The following is a 22,114-nucleotide window of genomic DNA, read 5'->3' on the forward strand; positions in this document are numbered from 1 at the left end:
GGCCGGCGTGCTCCGCGAAATGGCAAGATTGCCAACCTTCGATAAGATCGTGCCATGAGCCGAGTGAAGCGTGTGGAGCGCGTGGCCGTCCTGGCACTGGACGGCGTCTACCCCTTCGAGCTGGGCATCCCCAGCCGGATCTTCGGCGCCGCGGACGGCCGCTACGAGGTCCTGACCTGCACCGTCGACGGTCGCCCGGTGCGCTGCAACGCGGACTTCTCGGTCACCGTCGAGCACGGCCCCGAGGTGCTGGGCACGGCGGACACGGTGGTGATCCCCGCCATCGACCCGGCCGCCGTGACCGCGGAGCTCTCCGCCGAGGTCACCGCCGCGCTCGCGCTCATCCGCCCGGGCACCCGTATCGTCTCCATCTGCACGGGCGCGTTCGTGCTGGCGGCGGCCGGTCTCCTACAGGGGCGGCGGGCGACCACGCACTGGCAGCTGGCCGACGAGTTCCGGCGCCTGTTCCCGGGGGTGCTCCTGGACGCGGACGTGCTCTTCGTGGACGACGGCACGATCCTCACCTCCGCCGGTGCCGCCTCCGGCGTCGACGTCTGTCTGCACATCCTGCGCAACGACCACGGCAGTGAGCTGGCCAACAAGGTGGCCCGGCGCTGTGTCGTGCCGCCCTGGCGCGACGGCGGTCAGGCCCAGTACATCGAGCAGCCCGTTCCCGATGCCGCGGCGACCAGCACGGCGGCGACCCGTGGGTGGGCCCTCGCCCGACTGGGTGATCCACTGACCCTGGCCGATCTCGCCGGGCACGCCCGCATGAGCCTGCGTACCTTCGCGCGCCGCTTCAACGACGAGGTGGGTATGAGCCCCGGCCGCTGGCTCATCCAGCAGCGCGTCGTCCGGGCCCGCCATCTGCTGGAGTCCAGCGACCTCTCGGTGGACCAGATCGCCGGCGAGGTCGGCTTCGCGACGGGCACCTCGCTCCGCCAGCACCTGCACGCGGCGATCGGCGTCTCGCCGGGGGCCTACCGGCGCACGTTCCAGGCGGCTCGCTGAGCGACGGACGGGCGCCTTCCCTCGTACGATCGCTCACCATCCCTCGCACGAGCGCTCACCGTCCCCCGTACGAACGATCACGGTCCCTCGTGCGTCGGAGGAGGGACAGCGGGCGTTCGTCGAACAGGGGGCGGGGATGCGCAGAGGGATCATGGCGGCGGTGGCGCTGGTGGGACTGGCGGCGGTGGGGTGCGACGACGGGGTGCGCGAGGACCTCGTCGTGACCGGTACGCCCCCGGCAACGCCGTACGCCGGGCGGCTGGACCTGCCGTTCAGGGAGAGCGCAGACGGCAGTGCCCGAGAATTCGAGGAGAGCTCGGGCGCGGCCGGCCGGGCGTTGGAGTGCGACGGCGCGATCTACTCGGGCGGTGGGGGCGACGGGTGGGCCGAGCGTGACGGCAGCTCGACGCCGGAGGAGGGCCTGAACGCGTACTTCGACATGGACCAGCCCGAACTGCCCGATCACGGCTACCGGGTGGAGCGCAGGGCGGCGGACCGCGTCCTGTTCTCGTACGACGTCGACGGCAGGACCAAGATCGCCGTTGTCGTCGCCAAGGACCAGCCGCACCGCCCCGGTTGGGGCCCGGAGACCAACGCCTCCTGCGACCCGGCCGAACTCCCCGCGAGTTTTACGGACAACAGGTTCGAGATCTGGACCGACCGGGACGGCCGTCGCCTGCCCACCACGACGGTGAGCAGCTCGACGGGGCCGGAGCACTGCGACTGGGAGAGCGTCCACTTCCTCGCGTTGGGCGGGCGCAAGGACGTCAGGCAATACGCCCGCGATCCGCACGGGGTGCTCGGGAGCGACCTGCTCACCGCGGCGTACAAGGGGGAGGTCCGTATGCCCGCAGTCGCGCACGACACCGGATACCGCTTCCATGACTGGGCGCTCTGGCTGACGGACGACAAGGCCACGGCGTACGTACGCACGAACCACGGGGTGGAGGCATGGCCCGCCACGAAGGAGCAGGTGGCCTGCCGGTGAGACTTCAGCGGCTCATGTGCAGGGCGACCAGCAACTGCCAGACCTGGTCGGCGACTGCCTCCGGGGTGCCCTCCAGCAGTCCGTGCAGCCAGTCGGCGAGGACCCCCGCGAACGTGGCGGCGACCGCGGAGGCCACCAGCGGGGCGTCCGCGGCGCCCGCGAGGGTGCGCTCGGCCAGGCTGCGGGCGCGCAGGTCGCGATGGAGGACGTGCCCGAGCGGGCCGCCCCCGCCCGGGCTGAGCAGTGCGCGGTAGAGGCCGGCGTGCGGGGCGAGGTCGGCGAAGAACGCGAGCAGGGCCGGCGGCGCGGACACCGGGTCGGGCCGCCCGCGCCACGCGTGCAGCGCCTCCACGGCCTCCCGTACGACATCGGCGCAGGCGTCGACGGCCAGTGCCTCCAGGTCGGCGTAGTGCACGTAGAAGGTGGCCCGGCCGACCCCGGCTCGCCGCACCAGCGCGGCGACGCCGACCTCCTCCAGCGGATGCTCGGCGCACTCCGCGAGGAGCGCCCGGCGCAGCTTCTCGCGGGTGCGGGCGGCCCGCGGGTCCTCGGGCGTCACCGCGCGAGCAGGACGGCGGCCAGGGCGAGCGCGCCGGGCAGGGCCTGCGCGAAGAGGATGCGGCGGTTGGCGGTGACCGCCCCGTACACCCCGGCGACCACGACACACACCAGGAAGAAGACCTGGACGCGGAACCCGGTCGGATCGGCGGCGATCAGCCCCCACACCAGACCCGCCGCGAGAAACCCGTTGTAGAGCCCCTGGTTGGCGGCCATCGGCGCGGTTGCCCGGGCCATCTCCGGGTCGAAGCCGTGCAGGCCGCGCCCCGGCTTCTTCTCCCACAGGAACATCTCCATCACGAGTATGTACGCGTGCAGCGCGGCCACCAGGCCCACCAGCACGTTCGCGACCGTCTCCATCGTCAGCAAGCTCCCTCGTAAGCGGTTGTCCATGGCGTCCCTGGACAGATGTTTCCTGGACAGGTGTCCACTATAGCTGGACGACTGTCCAAGAAGTGAGGGGGCGCCTCAGGTTGCACCTCCGTACGGCGCCCACCGCGCACTCCGCAGAGCGTGACCGTCACCGGGCTCCGGCGGCCCGCCGCAACGTCAGCGCCCGCAGCGCGAGCTGCATCTCGAACTGGGCCGTCGGATCGTGGAGCCGCTCGCCGAACAACTCGTCCAGCTGCCGCATCCGATAGCGCACCGTCTGCGGGTGCACGGCGAGCCGCACCGCCACCTCACTCGCGTTGTGGCCGCTCTGCAGCCAGGTCAGCAGCGTCTCGGCGAGCCGCTCCCGCTGAGGCGAGCGGATCCGGTCCAGCGGGCTCAGCCGGCGTTCGGCCATCGCGTCCACCAACGCCTCGTCACGGAAAAGCAGGAGAGTGGCCAGGTGCTCCTGGCAGTGCACCATCTCCGTGTCGGGCAGGATTCCCCGCCGCACCAGCTCCAGCGCCTCGGTCGCCCAGCGCAGCGACCGGGCGCCCTCGTGCAGCGCCACCGTCGGCCCCATCGCCGTACGTAACCCGTGCAGCGCCCCGGAGACCGCCCGCGCCCGCCCCGGCCCCTCCGGATCCGGCACGACGAGGATCGCCGGCTGGACGTCGAACCGGGTGAGGAACTCCGGCGGCACGATGGGCCGGGCCGCCGCCGCGGGCCGCGGCCCGCGGTCGATCGCGACCACCGCCAGCGCCCGCGGCACCGGCCATCCCGCGGTGTGCGCGAGCTCGCTGATCGCCTCGGCCGACGCCGGCGGATCGGCGGTGAGCAGATCGAGGAGCCGGGCCCGCCGCTGCTGCAACTCGCCCGCCCGGTGCAGCCGTGCCTCCGTGTAGCCCGCGGTCGTCGCGGCGGCCATCTCGTCCAGGTGCAGGAACAGCGCCTCGCCGAACGCGGCCAGCACATTGCGCGGCAGCAGTTCGGCGTCGACCAGCGCGTTGATCCGACGCCACGTCACCCGCGCGCCGAGCCGCAGCGCGGACTGGAACGAGTCGAGACTGCGCCCCTCGTCCGCCTCGCCCCGCCCGATGCGCCGGTAGGTCTCCTTCACCGGCTCCCAGTCGGTGTCCGGCTGCGCCATCCGCTCCAGGAACCCCTGCAGAGCGTGCTCGACACCCCGCTGCACGACCTGCATGTACGTGTCGTCCGTCGGGCGCGCGTACTCCGGGATCTCGGTCTTGATCGCCCGTACGACCTCTTCCCTGATGTCGGTGAAGAACGGTCTGAGATGGTGGTGCAGGCCCGAAGGGATCGCCTTGAAGGGGCCGTTGGGCTCGTCGCCGGTCTCCTGGGCGTCTGCCGCGTCCGCCGCGGCGTCTGCCACAGCGCCGTCCGTCGCGTCGACCGCCCTGCGACCCGCGTCCTCGCTCTCCGAGGCGCGGAATCCGGTCATCGCTGCGGCTCCCTTCTGCGGGCGCGGGCGGGGGTTCGGAGACGATACCGGCAAGTAAGGAGCCGCGCCCCATCAACGGCGGACAGACGTGGGTGTGTGGATTGTCACTTGGCGACAACGGGGACTCGGTGGCGCGGACGGCCGACGGCCCGGAGCCCCGTGACTTCGCCCCGGGCGCCGAATCGAGGACCGGTCTTTGTCAGCCCACTGACAGAAGACGGGTGACGAACTGTCAACGCGTCGTCTAACCCGACCGGCACCCCTCGGCGGACGCTGGGCCCGTCCCCTGCTCGATCACCCCACCGGACAACAGCCCCACCGCCCCCACGAGTTGGAGCCGACCCATGACCCCCGCCCGGCCGCCCGCCGATGCCCCACTGACGGACCACCTGCGGCACTGGGCCCGCCTCCGCCCGCAGCAACGGGCCTTCAGTCACGTCGACTTCCCCGACGCCGCGTCCCCGGGACAGCACCGCACGCTCGGCTGGCGGGCCCTGGACGCCCGCGCCCGCGCCGTCGCCGACCGGCTGGTGACCCTCGCCGCACCCGGCGACCGGGCCGCCCTGGTCATGCCCCAAGGACTCGACTACGTGGCGGCCTTCCTCGGCTGCCTCTACGCACGCGTGATCGCCGTACCGCTCTTCAGCCCCCGGCTCCCCGGTCACGCGGGCGGACTGGCGGCCGTCCTCGCCGACTGCGAACCCGGCTGCCTGCTCACCGACTCGACCACCGTCACCGCGGTCGACGCCTTTGTCCTGGACCACGCGCTGCCCGCCGTACCGGTCGTCCCCGTCGACCGGCTCCCCCTCCAGCGCTTCGCCTTCGACGAGGTCGAGTCCGCGCCGGTCCCCGAGGACATCGCCTATCTCCAGTACACCTCGGGCTCCACCCGGGACCCCGCCGGTGTGATGATCAGCCACGCCAACGTCGTCGCCAACGCCCGCCAGGCCATCGACGCCTTCGCGGGCGACCTCGACGACCCCGGCGCCACCACGACCGTCGGCTGGCTGCCCCTCTTCCACGACATGGGCCTGGTCCTCAGCGTGGCCGCGCCCGTCGTCGGCGGCTTCCCCTCCGTCCTGATGGACCCGGTGGCCTTCCTGGAGAACCCCGCGCGCTGGCTGCGCCTGCTGGGCGCGTACGACGGCACGATCAGCGCCGCCCCCAACTTCGCGTACGACTACTGCGTGGCCCGCACCGACCCCGCGGTGGCCGAAGAGCTGCGCCTCGACCGCGTACGCGCCCTGATCAACGGCAGCGAGCCGGTGCGGCCGGGCACCATCGACCGCTTCCGTGCCGCCTTCGCACCCGCGGGCCTCGACCCGGCGGCGCACTGTCCCGCGTACGGACTCGCCGAGGCCACCGTGTTCGTGGCGGCGGACGTGCCCACGGCGGAGCCCACGACGGTGGCGTGCGACGCGGGCGCGCTCGCCGAGGGGCGGATCGAGAGCGCACAGGACCCGGCGGACACGGCGGCCGTGCTCGTGTCCTGCGGCGCGCCCGTCGGCCAGGAGGTGCGCATCGTCGACGCCGAGGGCGCCACGCTGCCTGAGGGGCGGGTCGGCGAGATCGAGCTGCGCGGGCCCAACATCGGGCGCGGCTACTGGAAGCGCGCCGATCGGACCCTGCGTGACCCCGAGGGCTGGCTGCGCACGGGCGACTACGGCGCCCTGCACGACGGACGGCTGCTGGTCACCGGCCGCCTCAAGGACGTGATCATCGTGGACGGACGCAACCACTATCCCCAGGACGTCGAGGAGACCGTCCAGAGCGCCGTGGACCTCGTCCGCCGCGACCGGCTGGCCGCCTTCGGCGTGACCCGCGCCGACGACACGGGTGAGGAACTCGTCGTGGTCGCCGAGCACCCCCGCGAGATCGACCCCACCGAGGAAGAGACCCGCGCGGGAGAACGCGACGTACGCGCCGCGGTCTCCGCCCGCCATGGGCTGCGGCTCGCCGCGCTGCTGCTCGTCCCGCCCGGCTCCGTGCCCCGCACCAGCAGTGGCAAGGTGGCCCGAGCGGCCTGCCGGGCCCGCTTCCTCGACGGCGGGTTCGAGCCCCGGTGAGCCCCACGCGTACGGAGATCCGCGGGGTGATCGTCGGGCGGCTGCGCGCCTGGTACGCGCTGGATCCGCGCGAGATCGCCGACGACCGCCCGCTGGCCGAACTGGGCCTCACCTCCCGGGACGCGGTGGCGCTGACCTCACTCCTCGGCGACCTGACCGGACGGCGGCTGCCCGACACGCTGTTGTGGGAGACGGGCACGATCGACGCGCTGGTCGATCGGCTGACCAGACCCCGGCCCGAGGTCGCGCCCGACGCGCGGGATCCGAGACCGACCGCCCCACCCGTCGCCGTCGTCGGCCTCGGCTGCCGCTTCCCCGGCGGCGCCGACACCCCGGACGCGTACTGGCGACTTCTCACCGAGGGCCGGGACGCGGTCGGCACCGTCCCCGCCGGCCGCTGGGAACCCGCCCCGCCCGCGGACGTCACGCGGCACGGCGCCTTCCTCGACGACATCGCGGGCTTCGACGCGGAGTTCTTCGGCATCGGCGCCCACGAGGCCGCCGCCATGGACCCCCAGCACCGCATGCTCCTGGAGGTCACCCGGGACGCCCTCGACCACGCCGCCCTGCCCGCGGGGGAACTCGCCGGCACCCGCACCGGGGTGTTCGTCGGCATCAGCGGCAATGAGTACGCGCACCTCACGGCCGCCGACCCCGACGCCTGGACGGCCACGGGAGCCGCGTCGGGCGTCGCGGCGGGCCGGCTGTCCTACACCCTGGACCTGCGCGGCCCGAGCCTGGCCATCGACACCGCCTGCTCCTCCTCGCTGGTCGCGGTCCACCACGCGGTACGGAGCCTGCTGACGGGGGAGTGCGACGCCGCGCTCGCCGCCGGGGTGAACCTGCTGCTGACGCCCGCCGTCACACTCGGCCTCCAGCGGGCGGGCGCGCTCGCGCCGGACGGCCGCTGCAAGGCCTTCGACGCCGCCGCCGACGGGGTCGTCCGCGGCGAGGGCTGCGGAGTCGTCGTACTGAAACGGCTGACGGACGCGGAGCGCGACGGCGACCGTGTTCTCGCCGTCATCACCTCGACGGCGGTCAACTCCGACGGCCGCTCCAACGGCCTGACGGCACCCAACGGCGAGGCCCAGCACGCGCTGCTCGCCGAGGCGCACCGCGATCCCGCCACCGTGGACCACGTCGAGGCGCACGGCACCGGAACCGCCCTCGGCGACCCGATCGAGGCGAGCGCCCTCGGCGCGGTGTTCGGCGCGGGGCGCGACCCGGACCGGCCCCTGCTCATCGGCTCGGCCAAGACCAACCTCGGACACCTGGAGGCCGCCGCCGGAATCGCCGGCCTGATCAAGACCGTCCTGGCCCTCCACCACGGCGAGATCCCAGCCCAGTTGCACTTCACCCGCCCCGGCCCGCACGCCGACCTCGACGCACTCGGCCTGCGCGTCGTCACCTCCGCCGAACCCTGGCCGCGCTACTCCGGGACGGCCACCGCGGGCGTCTCCGCCTTCGGATTCGGCGGCACCAACGCGCATGTCGTCCTCACCGAACACCGTGCGAGCGCCCGGCCCCAGAGCCCGGGGGAGCGCCCCGCGCTGCTGCTGCTCGACGGCCCGACCGGGGAGCGGGTCCGCTCGTACGCCGGTGAGCTCGCCGACTGGCTCCACACCGCGCCCCGCGTGCGCGACAGCGACCTCGCCCGCACCCTCGCGGGCCGCACGGGACGCGGCCGCCACCGCGCGGCCGTCGTGACCCGGGACCGGTCCCAGACCGTGCACGCCCTGCGACGTCTGGCTGCGGGCGGATCGTCCCCGCACCTGGTCACCGGCGAGGGCACACCCGACGGCCCCGGACCCGTGTGGGTGTTCTCCGGCTATGGCTCCCAGTGGCCCGGCATGGGACGCCGACTGCTCACCGCGGAACCGGTGTTCGCCGACGCCGTGGAGCGCCTCGAACCCCTGCTGCGCTGGCATGCGGGCGTCTCCCTGAGCGCGAGCCTGCGGCCCGACGCGGATCTGTCCTCGCCCGCCGTCGCCATGCCCGTCCTGTACGGCATTCAGCTCGCCCTCGCCGAACTGTGGTCCTCCTACGGTCTGCAACCGGCCGCCGTGATCGGCCACTCCCTCGGGGAGATCGCCGCGGCCGTCGTCTCGGGCGCGATCGACTCCGTCGCGGGTGCCCGGATCGTGGCCGCACGGTCCCGGCTCCTCGCGGGACTGACGGGCGGCGCGATGGCGGTGGTCGACCGCGCCGAGGGCGACCTGCGGACGCCGGCCCGGGACCTGCCCACCGTCCGGGTCGCCGTGCACGCCTCGCCGGTGCAGAGTGTGGTGACGGGATCCGCGGCGGAGGTGGCGGAGCTGGTGGCCAGGGTGCGGGCGGACGGCGGGTTCGCGCGGTTCCTGGACATGTCGGGCGCCGGGCACTCACCCGAAGTCGAGCCGCTGCTGTGCGAGTTCGCGGCGGAACTGGGTGTGGTGCAGTCGACGGACCCCTGCTGCCGCCGCTACTCCACCGTGCTCGACGACCCCCGGGACACCGCCGCCTGTGACACCGCGTACTGGGTGGCCAACCTGCGTCGGCCCGTCCGGTTCCTGCACGCCGTGCGTGCGGCCGCCGAGGACGGGCACCGCGTCTTCGTCGAAGTCGCCCCGCACGCCACGCAGTCGCACCCGCTGACCGACACCCTTCCCGAGGGTTCCCTCGTCGTCCCGACCCTGCGACGGAACACCGACGACGCTCTGACCTTCCGTACCTCGCTCGCCACGCTTCTCGTGCACGGCGTCCGGGTCGACGGGCTGCGCGAACGGTTCGACGGGCGGATCGTGGACGTACCGTCACCGCGCTGGCAGCACCGCCGATTCTGGTTCGGTTAGGCGCCCGCACCAGCGACCGCGCGGGCCACGGCCGTGCCAGCGGCGCCGGACGAGGGCCCCATGGAGCGACTTCGCCGCTGTGTCGCGGGAGTCATGGGGTACGGCCCCGACCGGATCGACCCCGATGTGCCGCTGACCGACCTCGGCCTCGACTCGCTGACGGCCGCGCGGATCAGGGGCGTGGTGGAGCGGGAGTTCGGCGTCGTGGTCGAGCCAGGGACGCTGCTGAGACAGGGGGCACTGCGGGCGGTGGCCGACCTGCTGGGCGCGGGCGAGACACCCCCGTCGAGCCCGCCCCGGGAACCGGCGCGGCACCCCGCCGATCCGTTGTCCCTGCGCGTCCTCTCCGCCACCGGCACCCCGCTGTTACTCGCCCATGCCGCCGGGGGCTCCTCCGCCGTCTACACCCGGCCGGCCGAACGCCTCGGCGGACAGCGCCCGTTGTACGGGTTCGACCGGCAGGAGGACCCCGACGACGTGCCGGGACGGGCGGCGGAGTTCGCGCGGTGGATTCGTCGCGCTCTCCCCAGCAGCCCCTGGATCGTGGGTGGTTGGTCGTACGGCGGTGTCCTCGCGCAGGAGGCGGCGCGGCTGATCCCCGTACGGCACCGTCTCCGCTCTCGTCCTGCTCGACTCGGTGCTGCCGCTGCCCGCCCCACCTGGTCTCACCCGAGCCGACGTGGCGCGCCGCCGCTTCGAGGACTTCGCCGCCCATGTGGAACGCACCCACGGCAGCCTGTTCGTCCTGCCGTACGACGAACTCGCCGCCCTGGACGACCGCGCGCGCGGATCGACCTCGTGCTGAAAGTGCTCGGCGAGTCCGTGTCATTGGGCGAGTCGACGCCACCTCACCGCTGATCCCGATGCTGGGTCGGCGTCCCGACTGCGCGTCCCAGGACGGCGAGCCGCACCGCAGGCTGCGCGGCGCCGTCACCGACAACCTGGGGACCGTCTCGGGGCGCGGCATCCGGCGCCATGTCACGCACTTCGCGCACCGGCGGATCGACGCGTTCGCCGACGCGGGCAGCGCCGACGCGGGCAGCGCCGACCTGGTGGCCGACTACGCCGAGTACCTTCCGATGCTGGTCCTGACCAGGCTGTTCGGGCTCCCGGCGGACGAGGGGCGCAATCTGGCCGAGTCCTGCGCCCAGGTTGTCAAGGGCGGCGAGGAAGCCCTCGCCCACGACGACCGGATCCTGCGGATCCTCGCGGAACTCGCCGAGCGCAAGCGCGCCGAGCCCGGCCCCGACTTCACCACCGGGCTGATCGGACACCCCGCGGACCTGGACGAGGAGGAGATCCTCAGCCATCTGCGCCTGGTACTGATCATCGCGCACACCACGACCAGTAATCTGCCGGCCCGGGTGCTTGAGTTGGTCCTCACCGGCACCTCGTGGCTCGCGGGCCTGGTGAGCGGACAACTCGACATCTCCGCCGTGGTCGGGGAAGTGATGTGGAACGCCCCACCGCTCGCCGTCCTCCCGGGGCGTTTCGCCGCCGGTGACCTCGAACTCGCCGGCCACCCCGTCAAGGAGGGCGACCTGCTGGTGCTCGGGCTCGGCGCGGGCAACCTCGATCCGGAGATCCGGCCCGACCCCGGCGTCTGCGTGCAGGGCAACCAGTCGCACCTCGCGTTCAGCGGCGGCGCGCACGAGTGCCCGGGGCAGAACATCGGCCACGCCGTAATCGAGACGGCCGTGGACGTCCTGCTGCACCGGCTGCCGGACCTGCGCCTCGCGGTGCCGGCCGACGCGCTCACCTCGACCGCCTCCACCTGGGAGACCCGACTCGACGCCCTGCCGGTCGAGTTCGCGGCACGAACCGCGAACGTCCGACCGATCCCTCTCCGCCCCGGCCGGCATCCCGGCCGGGGCGGAGAACGGCCTGCCGCAAGGGGAGTCAGGCCCCCGGCGCCGTGTGGACGCGCTCACCCCCCACATAGGTCAGGGCGACCTTCGCGGACGCGATCTCCTCCGGCGGACCGGCGTACGGGTCGCGGTCCAGCACCACGAGATCGGCCAGCGCCCCGGCCCGTATGCTCCCGGTCTCGTCGAGATGGTTGGCGTACGCCGATCCGGCCGTGTACGCCATGAGGGCAGCCGTCAGGTCGATGCGCTCGGCGGGCAGGAACACCGGCCCGGTCCCGTCCGGAGCCACCCGGTTGACCGCGACATGGATGCCCTGGAGCGGGTCGGCGCTGCTGACCGGCCAGTCGCTGCCCCCGGCGAGCCTCGCCCCGGACCGCAGCAGCGCCCCGAACGGGTACTGCCAGGAGGCCCGTTCGGGCCCGAGGAAGGGCAGGGTCAGCTCGTCCATCTGCGGTTCGTGCGCGGCCCACAGGGGCTGGATGTTGGCCGTGGCACCGAGACGCGCGAAGCGGGGTACGTCGTCGGGGTGCACCACCTGGAGATGGGCTAGGTGTGGACGCGTGTCGCTTCGCCCGTTGGCCCTCCGCGCCGCCTCCACGGCGTCCAGTGCGTCGCGCACGGCCCGGTCGCCCAGCGCGTGGAAGTGACACTGGAAGCCGAGCGCGTCCAACTCGGTGACATATGACGGCAGTTGAGCCGGATCGATGAAACTCTTCCCTCGATTGGCGGTGGCGCAGCCGCACCGGTCCAGATAGGGGTCGAGCAGCGCGGCCGTGCCGTTCTCGGCGACCCCGTCCAGCATCAGCTTGACGCTGGTGGCGCGGAACCGGCCGTGGCTCAACGCGGCCCGCCGTTCGGCGAGTTCGGATATCTGCTCGGCCCCGCGCTCCCGGTCCCACCACAGCGCGCCGACGACACGTGCGGTCAGCGAACCGTCGCGGGCCGCCGTCAGATAGGCGTCCGACGGGTCGTCCATCCCCACGAACGCGCCGACCAGCGCGTCCTGCCAGGCGGTGATGCCGAGCGCGTGCAGCTCCCGCTGGGCGTGCAGCAGCGCGGCGAGCCGGTCCGCGGCGGTGGCCTGGGGGGTGTGCCGGCCGACGTACTGCATGGCCCCTTCCTGGAGCATCCCGTTCGGCTCGCCCGAGGCGTCCCGCTCGAACCGTCCGTCGGCCGGGTCGGGCGTGTCCCGGGTGACGCCCGCGAGCTCCAGGGCGCGGCTGTTGACCCAGGCGCCGTGGTGATCCCGGTTCGGCAGGTACACCGGCCGGTCCGGTACGACCGCGTCCAGCAGTTCCTTGGTCGGCGTACCGCCGGCGAAGGCCTCCATGGACCAGCCGCCGCCCGTGATCCACTCCCGTTCCGGGTGCGCGTCGGCGTAGGCCCGTACGGCGGCGAGGGTCTCCTCGGCGGTCTTCGCCCCCGTGAGGTCGCACTGACTGAGCTCCAGCCCCGCCGGGACCGGGTGGACGTGGGCGTCCTGGAAGCCCGGCAGGAGCAGTCGTCCAGCCAGGTCGACCACCTCCGTCCTCGGGCCGATCAGGTCGTGGACCTCGGAGTTTCCGACGGCGGTGATCCGGTCGCCGGTGACGGCGACGGCTGTCGCGCCGCGGCCTTCGGGACCCCCGGGACCTTCGTGGCCCTCGGGGGTGAGGACCGGGCCGCCGGTGAAGAGGAGATCGGCGTGCATGTGCTTCTTTCCCTGGTTGGATTCAGTTGGATGTGGCCAGCAATTGGGGCGCGTCGGCGTCGGTGCCGTGTCCCGTACGGAAGTAGGGGGACTTGCGGACCCACTTCGCCCACGCGGCGGCCAGGAAACCGGAGGCGATCATCAGGGCGGGGGTGAGCAGAAGGAACCAGCCGTTGTCCGCGCTGACTTCGAAGTGGTCGGTGGAGGTGTAGAAGGACCAGGCGAGATAGCCGCCGAGCGTGAGCAGGGCCGCCGCGCTCAAGGAGGGCAGGACCACGGCCCGTATCCCCTGTCGCCAGTCCTCCCGCAGCAGGCCCCGGAAGCGGGCGGCGGCCGCTAGGGCGGTGAGCGCGTAGGACAGCGCGACCACGATCCCGACCGCGTTCACCGTCGCCATGATCATGTCGGCGAGACGGGGAATCACCAGGGCGAGGGCGGCGACCGCCGTCGCCAGCGCGCCGATCAGCAGCGTTCCGGTCGCCGGAGTCCCGTACCGCGCGCTGACCTTGGACCACACCGGTCCGAGCGTACGGTCCCGGCTCATCGCGAACATCCCGCGAGCCGTCGGGATCACCCCGGCCTGCAGCGAGGCGACAGCCGAGAACATCAGGGCCACCAGGGGCAGCGCGGCCAGCGGCTGGGAGGCGAGCCGGTCTCCGAAGAACGCCAGCCCTTGCGCGCCGTGCCCGGCCAACTCCTGCTCGGACAACACGCGTTGGAAGGCGACCGAGCCGAGGAGGAACAGCCCCAGCATGGTGACCAGTGTGATGAGCCCGGCCCGTGAGGCGTCGCGCGGGTCACGCACCTCCTCGTTCACGGTGAACGCCGCCTCGAAGCCCCAGTAGCAGAACACCGACAGCAGCAGCCCCTGTGCCAGCGCCGACGCCGAGGGAATCGCGAACGGGTCGAACCAGCTGAGCCGGAACGGGTGCGGACCGGTGACGATGCCGTAGCCGCAGAAGCCCAGCAGCACGACGTACTCGAAGACGAGCAGCCCGCTCTGCAGCCGGGCCGCGGTCTTGACCCCGGTGACCGCGGTGAGGGTGACGGCGACGAGGACCACGATGCCCACCGCGGTCGTCTGGGCGGTGGAACCCGGATCCAGCACCAGCCCCGCCACCCTGTGCAGCCCGGCCTCACCCGCCAGTTGGAGCATCGCCGAGCCGGTCACGGCCGTGGTGTACGCGAGGAACGCCACCGTGGCCACGATGTTCACCCAGCCGACGAGGAAGCCGAGCCAGGGGGTGAGTGAACGCCCCACCCACACATAGCCGTTGCCCGCGTTCGGCTCGACCCGGTTCAGCCGGCTGTAGGCACCCGCGATCCCGAGGATCGGCAGGAAGGCCAGCAGCATGATGGCGGGCAGATGCAGCCCGACCACGCCGGCCGTCACCCCCAGCCCGATGCCGATGCTGGTGGTCGCCGCCGTGCTGGAGGCGGCGATGGCGACGCCGTCCACGACGCCGAGCGACTTGCGCAGGGACGGGGGGTCCTCACCGTAGGGCTGCTGCGTCATGGCCTGCTCCGATCGCACCCAGGGGGCCTGATTCCGGCCCGATGACCGGAAATGAAACTGCCCGAGGCCTTAACAGGTCAACGCCGTTGACATAAGGTGCCCGCACCGGAGGCGCAGAGCCCGTGCCGTGCGGCACCGGAGGCAGAGCCTGTGCGACACCGGAGGGAGAGTCCATGACGTCCATGAACGACCGGGTCGTCCCGCCCGCCGCCCGGCGGCGCAGGCGCCCCACCAAGACCGGAGTCGTGCTCTCCGAGGAGCTGATCGTCGAGACCGCGCTGCGGCTGCTCAAGGAGCACGGCGCCGACGCCCTCACCGTCCGCCGCCTCGGCCTCGCCCTCGGCGCCGACCCGACCGCCCTGTACCGGTACTTCCGCGACACCGACGACCTGCTCCTCGCCATCGCCGACGAACTCATCGGCCGCACCCTGCGCACCTGGCGCCCCACCGGCGACTGGCGCGCCGACCTGCGGGATCTCGGCCTGCGGATGCACGCCGGGGCGCTGTCGCATCCGCAGGCCGCGGTGCTCAGCTCCTACCGCGTCACCGGCCGGGTCCACGAGATCGAGGCCGTCGAAACCATCCTCGGCGTGCTGCGCGGAGCCGGTTTCCCGGACCCGGACGCGGTGCGCATCTACCATGCCTTCGTCGACCAGTCCCTGGCCTTCGCCGCCCTCGACGCGGCGAGCCTGGCGCTTCCGCGTGCCGCGCGCGACGCGGAGGCCGGCGTGTGGCGGGCGACGTACGCCCGGCTGCCCGCCGACACACACCCGCACATCGCGGCGACCGCCCGCCACCTGCTGGTGGACATGCGCCGCAGCGCCTATCCGGCGGCGCTGGACATGCTGCTGACCGCGGCGGCGGCCTGCCTCGAAGAGGTCGCCGGTCACGCCGATCCTTCCCGCGCCCGAGTAGAAGATCAGGAGACCGCCCGCCCATGAACCCGCCCGCCCGCTCCCCGAAGCAACGCAAACACGACACCCTCCACCGGCTGGAGAACGACGTCGACTGCTGGGTGTCCACGGCCGACGGCGCCGGGGAGACGCCGTACCTGATCCCGCTGTCCTTCCTCTGGGACGGCACCACCCTGCTGCTCGCCACCCCGGCCGCCAGTCCGACCGGCCGCAACCTGCGCGCGACCGGCAAGGTGCGCCTGGGTATCGGCCCGACCCGCGACGTGGTGCTCGTCGAGGGAACCGCCGAGGCGCTGGAACCCGCCGCGCTGCCGGACGGAGTCGGCGACGCCTTCGCCGAGAAGACCGGCTTCGACCCACGCGGACTCACCACGGCCTACCTCTACTTCCGTATCGCCCCGCGGCGCGTGCAGGCCTGGCGCGAGGCCGACGAACTCGCCGGGCGCGACCTCATGCGCGACGGGGAGTGGCTCGTGGCGGACTGAATTCGCCCTACGGGGTAACCGGGAACACAGCGGGCGGCCGGCCGCCGCCCGCGCCCGGAACCCGTACGGAGGACAGATGGCACTGGTCACCGCAGGCGTCGTGGTGCTGGACTGCGCCGAGCCCGAGAAGCTCGCCGCCTTCTACAGGGAGCTGATCGAGGCCGAGGAGACGGACGCGACCGCGAACCGGGTGGAGATCAGGGGCGCCGACGGCATCCGGATGGCGTTCCGCCGCGATGTGATGGCGACGCCGCCCAGTTGGCCGCGTCCCGAGAACTCCCTCCAGGTGCACCTGGACTTCCAGGTGACGGACCTGGACGAGATGGAACGCCGGATCGTCGGCCTGGGCGGGCGCCCGATCGAGACCAACGACCCGGCGAGCCCGTTCGAGGAACGCGGCTACGCCGACCCGTCCGGACACTCCTTCACCCTGCGCCTCCTGCCGCAGACCACACCCAAACAGGGCTGACCGCCCGACCCGCGCCGGGCCGGTCTCGCGCGGGTCGCCGGTCCTCAGTCCCGGCCGCTCTCGTCCGAGGACGGCCAGACCCCCGTCGAGCGTTCGACGGCCTTCGCGCCCGTACGGTCCGCGGCGCTGCGTGCCACCGCGAACAAAGCCCCCTGAAGGGCCGCGGCGAGCAACACCTCGCCCCAGCCGCGGTCCTTGTCCAGGGCGTCGGGCGCGTCCTCCTCGTGGCGGATCGCCTTCCACGTCGCCCGGAAGGCGATCCCGGCCAGGGCGCCGCTCGCCCAGCCCAGCGCGAAGCCGAGGGGCTTGTAGGGGAGGGGGAGTTTGAGTTTCTTCGGCTTCTTGGACGCCTTCTTGGACACCTGGTCCTCCTTCTTGGTCGAGGCCGACGGTGTCACCGAATCCGGGCGCCGGGTAGAGGGCGTGGGCGTACGCCGAAGTGTGAGGCAGCCACGCCGGGGAAACCGGCCGAGGCGAACCGGAAACCCAGCAAGTCGGACCGCAGGAAGCGCGTCACCGTGCTGGTCGTCCTGGGCGCCGACCTTTCCCTGCTCCGGGCGCCGCACCAGGTGCGCCGGCAGGGCGGCGGCGCGGACCGGATGCGCGACCCTGCCCTGCGTACGGTGGTCGCCGAGGACGGCACCGCCGTGATCGGTGTCATGCTCGCGATCACCGGCATGGTGCAGCACATGGTCACCGGCCAGGTCGTGTGGGAGGCCTGCGCCTCACTCGCCATCGGGGCGCTCCTCGTGTGCGTCGCCCACTGGCTCGGCCGGGACGCGCGCGAACAGCTCATCGGGCGGGCCGCCGACGAGGAGGCGAGCCGTCGGATCCGGGCCCTGCTGGAGGCCGACCAGATCTTCCTGGACGTCACCCACGCGCGTGCGGAACGGGCCGCGGCGCGCGGGAACGTGGCAGCGGAAAGCCCCGCCGCGACGGGGGAGCACGGCGGGGCCTGAGGCACGGGTGCCCGGCGCGCGACGGATCATGCGCACCGATATCCAAGGAATTTCGGTCCGGGTCGGTCAGTCCGTCGGCTCCAGCACGAAGACGGGGATCTCGCGGTCCGTCTTCTTCTGGTAGTCGGCGTAAGGGGGGTACGCGGCGACCGCGCGCTCCCACCACTGGGCCTTCTCCTCGCCCCTGACCTCACGCGCGGTCATGTCCTGGCGCTCGGGGCCGTCCTGGAGCTCCACGTGCGGATCGGACTGCACGTTGAAATACCAGACCGGATGCTTGGGGGCGCCGCCCTGCGAGGCGACCACCGCGTAACGTCCGTCGTGCTCGACCCGCATCAGCGGGGTCTTGCGGATCTTGCCGCTCCTGGCACCCAGGGTCGTGAGAATGATGACCGGCAGTCCCGTGTCCAGCAGCGTGGTTCCCTTGGTGCCGCCGGAGCCCTCGTACAACTCCACCTGGTCGCGCACCCACTGCGTCGGGCTGGGTTCGTACTCACCCTCAAGAGGCATGACTTCCGTCCCATCGTCGCTCGTGCTGATCCTGTCTCGGCACGATTCAACACCAGCGCGGACGCGAATCATCCGCACCCGGCCCGCAGACGCGCGAGCTCCACTCCTCATGGTGCGACGAGCATCCGTACCGCCAGCACCATGATCACGGCACTCGACGCGAGCGCAGTGACCAGCCGCCCCCGGCGTCCCGTCAGCGCCCGGCCCAGCAGCGCGCCGCCACCGGCGAGCAGGAGTTGCCAGCTGGCGGACGCGAAGAACGCGGCGAGCACGAACACCCCCTGCTCCAGGGGACGCACCGCCTCGGCCGTCCGGCTGCCGAGGACCAGGGCGGCGAAGTAGATCACGGTGGTGGGGTTGAGGAGGGTGATCCCGAGCAGGGTCAGGTACGCCCGCGCCGGGCGCACCGGGTCCCGTACGGACCGGGCCGCGAGCCGCTGTTCGCGGTACTGGCGCAACGCGCCGACCGCGCCCCGTACGGCCAGCGCGAGCAGTACCAGACCGGAGGCCCAGCGCAACGGCACGAGCACCGGTTGCAGCGCGGCGGCGAGCGCGGCGCCCCCGAGGGCGGCGATCAGGGCGTACAGCCCGTCGGCGGTCGCGACGCCCAGGGCGGCGCACCCGCCGGTTCTCAGGGAGGTACGCGCGGTGAGGGAGACGAGATAGGTCGCGACCGCTCCGACGGGGATGGCGATGCCATAGCCCGCGAGAAGCCCCGCGACGAGCGCGGCGGTCATGACCGGGGAAGCGAGGGCCTCCGCGGACGGCCGGGCTGCTGCTGGACCCGCACCGGACGAGCGGCGGTGGAGGTCGGCGGCAGGAGGGCTTCGATCGTGGGCATGGGCAGATCCTGAGGCCCTCGAGCCGCCCGTGCAAGCGAATTGCGCGAGGACGTCACCGAGCCACCAAAGGCGGGTGTGTACCGTGGAGGTAGCGGTTGGATCGAGCCACACTCGCGCCGTACGTACGGCACCCGGGCGGCGACCGAGGCCCGTGGGAGCCCGGCGGCCGCCCCGACCGGCGACGGCGTTCGGCCAGATGGTCCGTCCGGGGCATCTGGCCGAACTTTGCGTGGCTCCTATAGGTGCCTGGGGCATCTAATGAAGATCGGCAAGAGGGAACCATCGCTTGCGAGGTCACTCATGACAGAACCCGTTGCCTTCCCCCAGGACCGTACGTGTCCCTACCACCCGCCCACCGCCTACGACGCCCTGCGCGAGGCGCACCCCCTGTCGCGCGTCTCCCTGTTCGACGGGCGCAACGTGTGGGTCGTCACCGGTCACGGCACCGCCCGAGAACTGCTCACCGATCCCCGGCTCTCCTCCGACCGCACCCGCCCGGCGTTCCCGATGCCCACGGAGCGGTTCGCCCAGTCCCGAAACCGGCGGGTCGCGCTGCTAGGGCTCGACGATCCCGCCCACCACACCCAGCGCCGCATGCTCGTTCCGAGCTTCACCCTGAAACGGACCGCGGCCCTGCGTCCGCGCATCCAGGAGACCGTCGACCGGCTGCTGGACGCCGTGGAGCGGCAGGGACCGCCCACCGAACTGGTCAGTGCCTTCGCGCTGCCGGTGCCCTCGATGGTGATCTGCGCGCTGCTCGGCGTGCCGTACGCCGACCACGACTTCTTCGAGGAGCAGTCCCGCAGGCTGCTGCGCGGCCCGGCCGCCGCGGACACCCAGGACGCGCGCGACCAGCTGGAGGCCTACTTCGGGGCGCTGATCGACCGCAAGTGGAAGGACCCGGGGGACGGGCTCCTCGACGAGCTCATCCACGAACAGCTGCGCGAGGGGACGGTGGACCGCGAGGAGCTGATCAGTCTGGCGACGATCCTGCTGGTCGCCGGGCACGAGACGACCGCGAACATGATCTCGCTCGGTACGTTCACCCTGCTGCACCACCCCGAGCAGCTGGCGGAACTGCGCGCCGAGCCGACGCTCATGCCCGCCGCAGTGGAGGAACTGCTGCGCTTCCTGTCCATCGCCGACGGGCTGCTGCGGGTGGCCACCGAGGACATCGAGGTGGCCGGGGCGACGATCCGCGCCGACGAGGGCGTGGTCTTCTCGACCTCCGTCATCAACCGTGACGCGGGCACCTTCCCCGAGCCCGACGCCCTGGACTGGCACCGTTCGGCCCGTCATCACGTCGCGTTCGGCTTCGGCATCCACCAGTGCCTCGGCCAGAACCTCGCCCGCGCCGAGATGGAGATCGCCCTGCTGTCGCTCTTCGACCGGTTGCCCGGACTGCGTCTGGCCGTGCCGGCGGACGAGATCCCCTTCAAAGCGGGAGACACGATCCAGGGGATGCTGGAACTCCCCGTGACCTGGTAAGAGGCTGGCGGCCATGAGTATCGAGATCGCCATCGACAAGGACGTCTGCATCGGCGCGGGACAGTGCGCGCTGACCGCGCCGAACGTCTTCACCCAGGACGACGACGGCTTCAGCGCGCTGTTGCCCGGCCGTGAGGACGGCGGCGGCGACCCGCTGGTCCGGGAGGCCGCGCGGGCCTGCCCGGTGGGCGCCATCACCGTCTCCGAGAGCTGAGGACCACTCGACGAGACCCGAGAACTACTCGGCGAGACCCGAGAACGACTCGGCGAGCGCTGAGGACCACTCGACGGGGACGGCCGGCTCGCGTCGGCCGTCCCCGCCGGGCGCCGGTCCTATCGCCGCTGGGCCTCGATGAGCACCCGTGCCGCCCCGCCCGCTTCTTCGGCCGGCGCCGTGCTCCGTGTGATGCCCGCGGTGACCATGGCGCCTTCGGCCAGCAGGAACAGCTGGTCGGTGAGGGCGCCGGGGAGCCCCGCGGCGGTCACGAGGCCGCCCAGGTAGTCCTTGAACGCCCCCTTGTGGGCGCGGACCTGCGCGACCACGGGTGGCGAGGTCGCGCCGAGTTCGCCGTAGGAGTTGATCCAGGCGCACCCACGGAAGTCGGGCTCGGAGAACCACTGCCCCAGCCAGTCGAACACCGCCAGGATCCGCCGTCCGGGCTCCTCGTACCCCTCGACGTGCTCGGCCAGCCGCTGCCGCCAGCGCACGTCGCGCCGCTCGAGATACGCCTCGACCAGGAGCTCCTTCGCCGGGAACAGCTGGTAGAGCCGCTTGAGGGAGACCCCCGAGGCGCCGCGGATGTCGTCCATGCCGACGGTCTGGATACCGCGGGCGTAGAAGAGCTCCTCAGCGGCGTCCAACGCCTGTTCGCGGGCAACGGCGAGGGCCTGTTCGCGGGCGGCTGTGCTGTCCATACGGGCTGCTCCTTGACGCGAGAACCAACGTTCTCTACGTTAGCAGGCGAATGGGAGAACGCCCGTTCTCCACTTATGTGATGCGCGTGGACCAGATGCGCGTGTATCTGAAAGGACACCCCCATGAACGACCGACCGCCCCTCCCGCCCTTCACCCCTGAGACCGCGGCCCAGAAGGTCCAGGCCGCCGAGGACGCCTGGAACACCCGTGATCCCCACAAGGTCGCCCTCGCCTACTCCGAGGACTCGGTCTGGCGCAACCGCGACACCTTCGTCACCGGCCGCGCCGAGATCGTCGAACTCCTCACCGCCAAGTGGGCGCGCGAACGCGAGTACGCCCTGCGCAAGGACCTGTGGGCCTTCGACGGCAACCGCATCGCCGTCCGCTTCCAGTACGAGTCGCGCGACGCCGACGGGCAGTGGTGGCGGTCGTACGGCAACGAGCTGTGGGAGTTCGACGAGCACGGGCTGATGACCCGGCGCGAGGCCAGCATCAACGACGTACGGATCGAGGAGCACGAGCGCCGCATCTTCGGCCCGCGGCCGGAAGCCGAACGCGGGGACTCCTTCCCGGTCCACTAGGCACCCCGCGTGTCCGCCGGCGATCCCACATGTTCACTAGGGTTCCCACGTGACCGAACACGCCGAACAGCCCTTCCTCTACGTCGTCGTGTGCGCGGCCGGTATCGCACAGGACGTCAGCAAACTGATCACCGAGGCACAGGAACGGAGCTGGGAGGTCGGCGTCATCGCCACCCCGCAGGGGCTCGGTTTCTTCGACGCGTCGGCGGTCGAGGCGCAGACCGGTCGCCCGATCAGGTCCGCCTGGCGGGCCCCGGGCGACCCGCGCCCCTTCCCGGCCCCCGACGCGGTGGCCGTCGCCCCGGCCACCTTCAACACCGTCAACAAGTGGGCGGCCGGGATATCCGACACGCTCGCGCTCGGCACGCTGAACGAGGCGTACGGCCTCGGCGTCCCGATCGCCGTACTGCCTTGTGTGAGCGACGCGCTGGCGGCACACCCCGCGTACCGGGGGAGCGTCGAGCGGCTGCGCGGGATGGGTGTCCGGTTCGGCGACCGCTACTCCGGGGAGCCGGGGCAGGACGGCCTGCGCGCGGAGTTCCCCTGGGGCCGGGCCCTGGACCTGCTCGCTTCTCGCGTGTGACGCCCGGG

Annotated in this window: 21 protein-coding genes and 2 pseudogenes; 14 read left to right on the forward strand and 9 right to left on the reverse strand. The window is 72.5% G+C overall.

The features are described 5' to 3' along the window. The first annotated feature begins 54 nt into the window (after window positions 1-54). Together ACFVWD_RS30130 and ACFVWD_RS30135 are read left to right on the forward strand one after the other, a co-directional pair. Window positions 55-1,011: a GlxA family transcriptional regulator gene (locus ACFVWD_RS30130; protein ID WP_389600610.1), complete on the forward strand. Its 957-nt coding sequence runs from the start codon at window positions 55-57 to the stop codon at window positions 1,009-1,011. Between the two features lie 136 nt (window positions 1,012-1,147). Then, window positions 1,148-1,999 (forward strand): hypothetical protein, encoded by an 852-nt coding sequence (locus tag ACFVWD_RS30135; protein WP_389600611.1) that lies wholly within the window; start codon window positions 1,148-1,150, stop codon window positions 1,997-1,999. A gap of 4 nt (window positions 2,000-2,003) precedes the next feature. On the opposite strand, the gene ACFVWD_RS30140 is transcribed toward ACFVWD_RS30135, so the two are convergent. From ACFVWD_RS30140 to ACFVWD_RS30150, 3 genes are all read right to left on the reverse strand, one after another. Continuing rightward, the gene (locus ACFVWD_RS30140; RefSeq protein ID WP_389600613.1) at window positions 2,004-2,558 is read right to left on the reverse strand and encodes a TetR/AcrR family transcriptional regulator; all 555 of its coding nucleotides are present in this window, start codon (window positions 2,556-2,558) and stop codon (window positions 2,004-2,006) included. Continuing rightward, window positions 2,555-2,917 (reverse strand): DUF1304 domain-containing protein, encoded by a 363-nt coding sequence (locus ACFVWD_RS30145; RefSeq protein WP_101403984.1) that lies wholly within the window; start codon window positions 2,915-2,917, stop codon window positions 2,555-2,557. Before ACFVWD_RS30145 ends, ACFVWD_RS30140 begins: the two co-directional genes overlap by 4 nt. A 160-nt stretch (window positions 2,918-3,077) precedes the next feature. Next, complete coding sequence (locus ACFVWD_RS30150; RefSeq protein WP_389600615.1) at window positions 3,078-4,388, reverse strand: PucR family transcriptional regulator; 1,311 nt, start codon at window positions 4,386-4,388, stop codon at window positions 3,078-3,080. 344 nt (window positions 4,389-4,732) lie between these two features. Here ACFVWD_RS30150 and ACFVWD_RS30155 point away from each other — a divergent pair, with 344 nt between their 5' ends. The 4 genes and pseudogenes from ACFVWD_RS30155 to ACFVWD_RS30170 all read left to right on the forward strand — a co-directional run. After that, a complete protein-coding gene (locus ACFVWD_RS30155) occupies window positions 4,733-6,454 on the forward strand; it encodes a fatty acyl-AMP ligase (RefSeq protein WP_389600617.1) in 1,722 nt (573 codons plus the stop codon). Continuing rightward, window positions 6,451-9,285 carry a beta-ketoacyl synthase N-terminal-like domain-containing protein gene (locus ACFVWD_RS30160; RefSeq protein WP_389600619.1) on the forward strand — a complete coding sequence of 945 codons (2,835 nt, stop codon included), beginning with the start codon at window positions 6,451-6,453 and terminating at the stop codon, window positions 9,283-9,285. The genes ACFVWD_RS30155 and ACFVWD_RS30160 overlap by 4 nt, the downstream gene beginning before the upstream one ends. Before the next feature lie 60 nt (window positions 9,286-9,345). After that, on the forward strand, window positions 9,346-10,143 hold the full coding sequence (locus ACFVWD_RS30165; RefSeq protein WP_389600620.1) for a phosphopantetheine-binding protein: 798 nt from the start codon (window positions 9,346-9,348) through the stop codon (window positions 10,141-10,143). Next, window positions 10,116-11,099: pseudogene (locus tag ACFVWD_RS30170) on the forward strand (cytochrome P450); the annotation flags it as partial. The gene ACFVWD_RS30165 and the pseudogene ACFVWD_RS30170, both read left to right, overlap by 28 nt. A gap of 85 nt (window positions 11,100-11,184) precedes the next feature. On the opposite strand, the gene ACFVWD_RS30175 reads toward ACFVWD_RS30170, so the two are convergent. Both ACFVWD_RS30175 and ACFVWD_RS30180 read right to left on the reverse strand, forming a co-directional pair. After that, window positions 11,185-12,843 carry an amidohydrolase gene (locus tag ACFVWD_RS30175; RefSeq protein WP_389600622.1) on the reverse strand — a complete coding sequence of 553 codons (1,659 nt, stop codon included), beginning with the start codon at window positions 12,841-12,843 and terminating at the stop codon, window positions 11,185-11,187. 22 nt (window positions 12,844-12,865) lie between these two features. Beyond that, a complete protein-coding gene (locus ACFVWD_RS30180; protein ID WP_389600624.1) occupies window positions 12,866-14,359 on the reverse strand; it encodes an APC family permease in 1,494 nt (497 codons plus the stop codon). Window positions 14,360-14,541: 182 nt separating this feature from the next. Here ACFVWD_RS30180 and ACFVWD_RS30185 point away from each other — a divergent pair, with 182 nt between their 5' ends. The 3 genes from ACFVWD_RS30185 (at window position 14,542) to ACFVWD_RS30195 (ending at window position 16,227) form a co-directional block, all read left to right on the forward strand. Continuing rightward, the gene (locus ACFVWD_RS30185; protein ID WP_389600699.1) at window positions 14,542-15,300 is read left to right on the forward strand and encodes a TetR/AcrR family transcriptional regulator; all 759 of its coding nucleotides are present in this window, start codon (window positions 14,542-14,544) and stop codon (window positions 15,298-15,300) included. Continuing rightward, window positions 15,297-15,758 (forward strand): pyridoxamine 5'-phosphate oxidase family protein, encoded by a 462-nt coding sequence (locus ACFVWD_RS30190; protein ID WP_389600626.1) that lies wholly within the window; start codon window positions 15,297-15,299, stop codon window positions 15,756-15,758. Before ACFVWD_RS30185 ends, ACFVWD_RS30190 begins: the two co-directional genes overlap by 4 nt. A gap of 76 nt (window positions 15,759-15,834) precedes the next feature. After that, window positions 15,835-16,227 (forward strand): VOC family protein, encoded by a 393-nt coding sequence (locus ACFVWD_RS30195; RefSeq protein WP_168498961.1) that lies wholly within the window; start codon window positions 15,835-15,837, stop codon window positions 16,225-16,227. Window positions 16,228-16,271: 44 nt separating this feature from the next. Here the strand turns inward: ACFVWD_RS30195 and ACFVWD_RS30200 are convergent, their stop codons facing one another. Next, the gene (locus ACFVWD_RS30200) at window positions 16,272-16,589 is read right to left on the reverse strand and encodes a DUF4235 domain-containing protein (protein WP_389600628.1); all 318 of its coding nucleotides are present in this window, start codon (window positions 16,587-16,589) and stop codon (window positions 16,272-16,274) included. A 150-nt stretch (window positions 16,590-16,739) separates the two neighbouring features. Between ACFVWD_RS30200 and ACFVWD_RS30205 the strand changes: the two are divergent. After that, a pseudogene (locus tag ACFVWD_RS30205) lies at window positions 16,740-17,186 on the forward strand (cation transporter); the annotation flags it as partial. A gap of 66 nt (window positions 17,187-17,252) precedes the next feature. Here ACFVWD_RS30205 and ACFVWD_RS30210 read toward each other — a convergent pair. Together ACFVWD_RS30210 and ACFVWD_RS30215 are read right to left on the reverse strand one after the other, a co-directional pair. Next, window positions 17,253-17,696: a nitroreductase family deazaflavin-dependent oxidoreductase gene (locus ACFVWD_RS30210; RefSeq protein ID WP_389600629.1), complete on the reverse strand. Its 444-nt coding sequence runs from the start codon at window positions 17,694-17,696 to the stop codon at window positions 17,253-17,255. Between the two features lie 107 nt (window positions 17,697-17,803). After that, complete coding sequence (locus ACFVWD_RS30215) at window positions 17,804-18,433, reverse strand: LysE family transporter (protein WP_389600631.1); 630 nt, start codon at window positions 18,431-18,433, stop codon at window positions 17,804-17,806. Between the two features lie 405 nt (window positions 18,434-18,838). Here ACFVWD_RS30215 and ACFVWD_RS30220 point away from each other — a divergent pair, with 405 nt between their 5' ends. After that, entirely contained in the window at window positions 18,839-20,026 is a 1,188-nt protein-coding gene (locus ACFVWD_RS30220) for a cytochrome P450 (RefSeq protein WP_389600633.1), read from the forward strand. A gap of 19 nt (window positions 20,027-20,045) precedes the next feature. Further along, window positions 20,046-20,240 carry a ferredoxin gene (locus ACFVWD_RS30225; RefSeq protein ID WP_054234301.1) on the forward strand — a complete coding sequence of 65 codons (195 nt, stop codon included), beginning with the start codon at window positions 20,046-20,048 and terminating at the stop codon, window positions 20,238-20,240. A 119-nt stretch (window positions 20,241-20,359) separates the two neighbouring features. Here the strand turns inward: ACFVWD_RS30225 and ACFVWD_RS30230 are convergent, their stop codons facing one another. Beyond that, window positions 20,360-20,941: a TetR/AcrR family transcriptional regulator gene (locus ACFVWD_RS30230; protein ID WP_389600635.1), complete on the reverse strand. Its 582-nt coding sequence runs from the start codon at window positions 20,939-20,941 to the stop codon at window positions 20,360-20,362. 123 nt (window positions 20,942-21,064) lie between these two features. Here ACFVWD_RS30230 and ACFVWD_RS30235 point away from each other — a divergent pair, with 123 nt between their 5' ends. Both ACFVWD_RS30235 and ACFVWD_RS30240 read left to right on the forward strand, forming a co-directional pair. After that, window positions 21,065-21,523 (forward strand): nuclear transport factor 2 family protein, encoded by a 459-nt coding sequence (locus tag ACFVWD_RS30235; protein WP_389600637.1) that lies wholly within the window; start codon window positions 21,065-21,067, stop codon window positions 21,521-21,523. Between the two features lie 49 nt (window positions 21,524-21,572). Continuing rightward, complete coding sequence (locus ACFVWD_RS30240; protein WP_389600639.1) at window positions 21,573-22,106, forward strand: flavoprotein; 534 nt, start codon at window positions 21,573-21,575, stop codon at window positions 22,104-22,106. Window positions 22,107-22,114 lie beyond the last annotated feature (8 nt).

It is taken from the genome of Streptomyces sp. NPDC058086, assembly GCF_042885015.1.
Classification (GTDB): domain Bacteria; phylum Actinomycetota; class Actinomycetes; order Streptomycetales; family Streptomycetaceae; genus Streptomyces.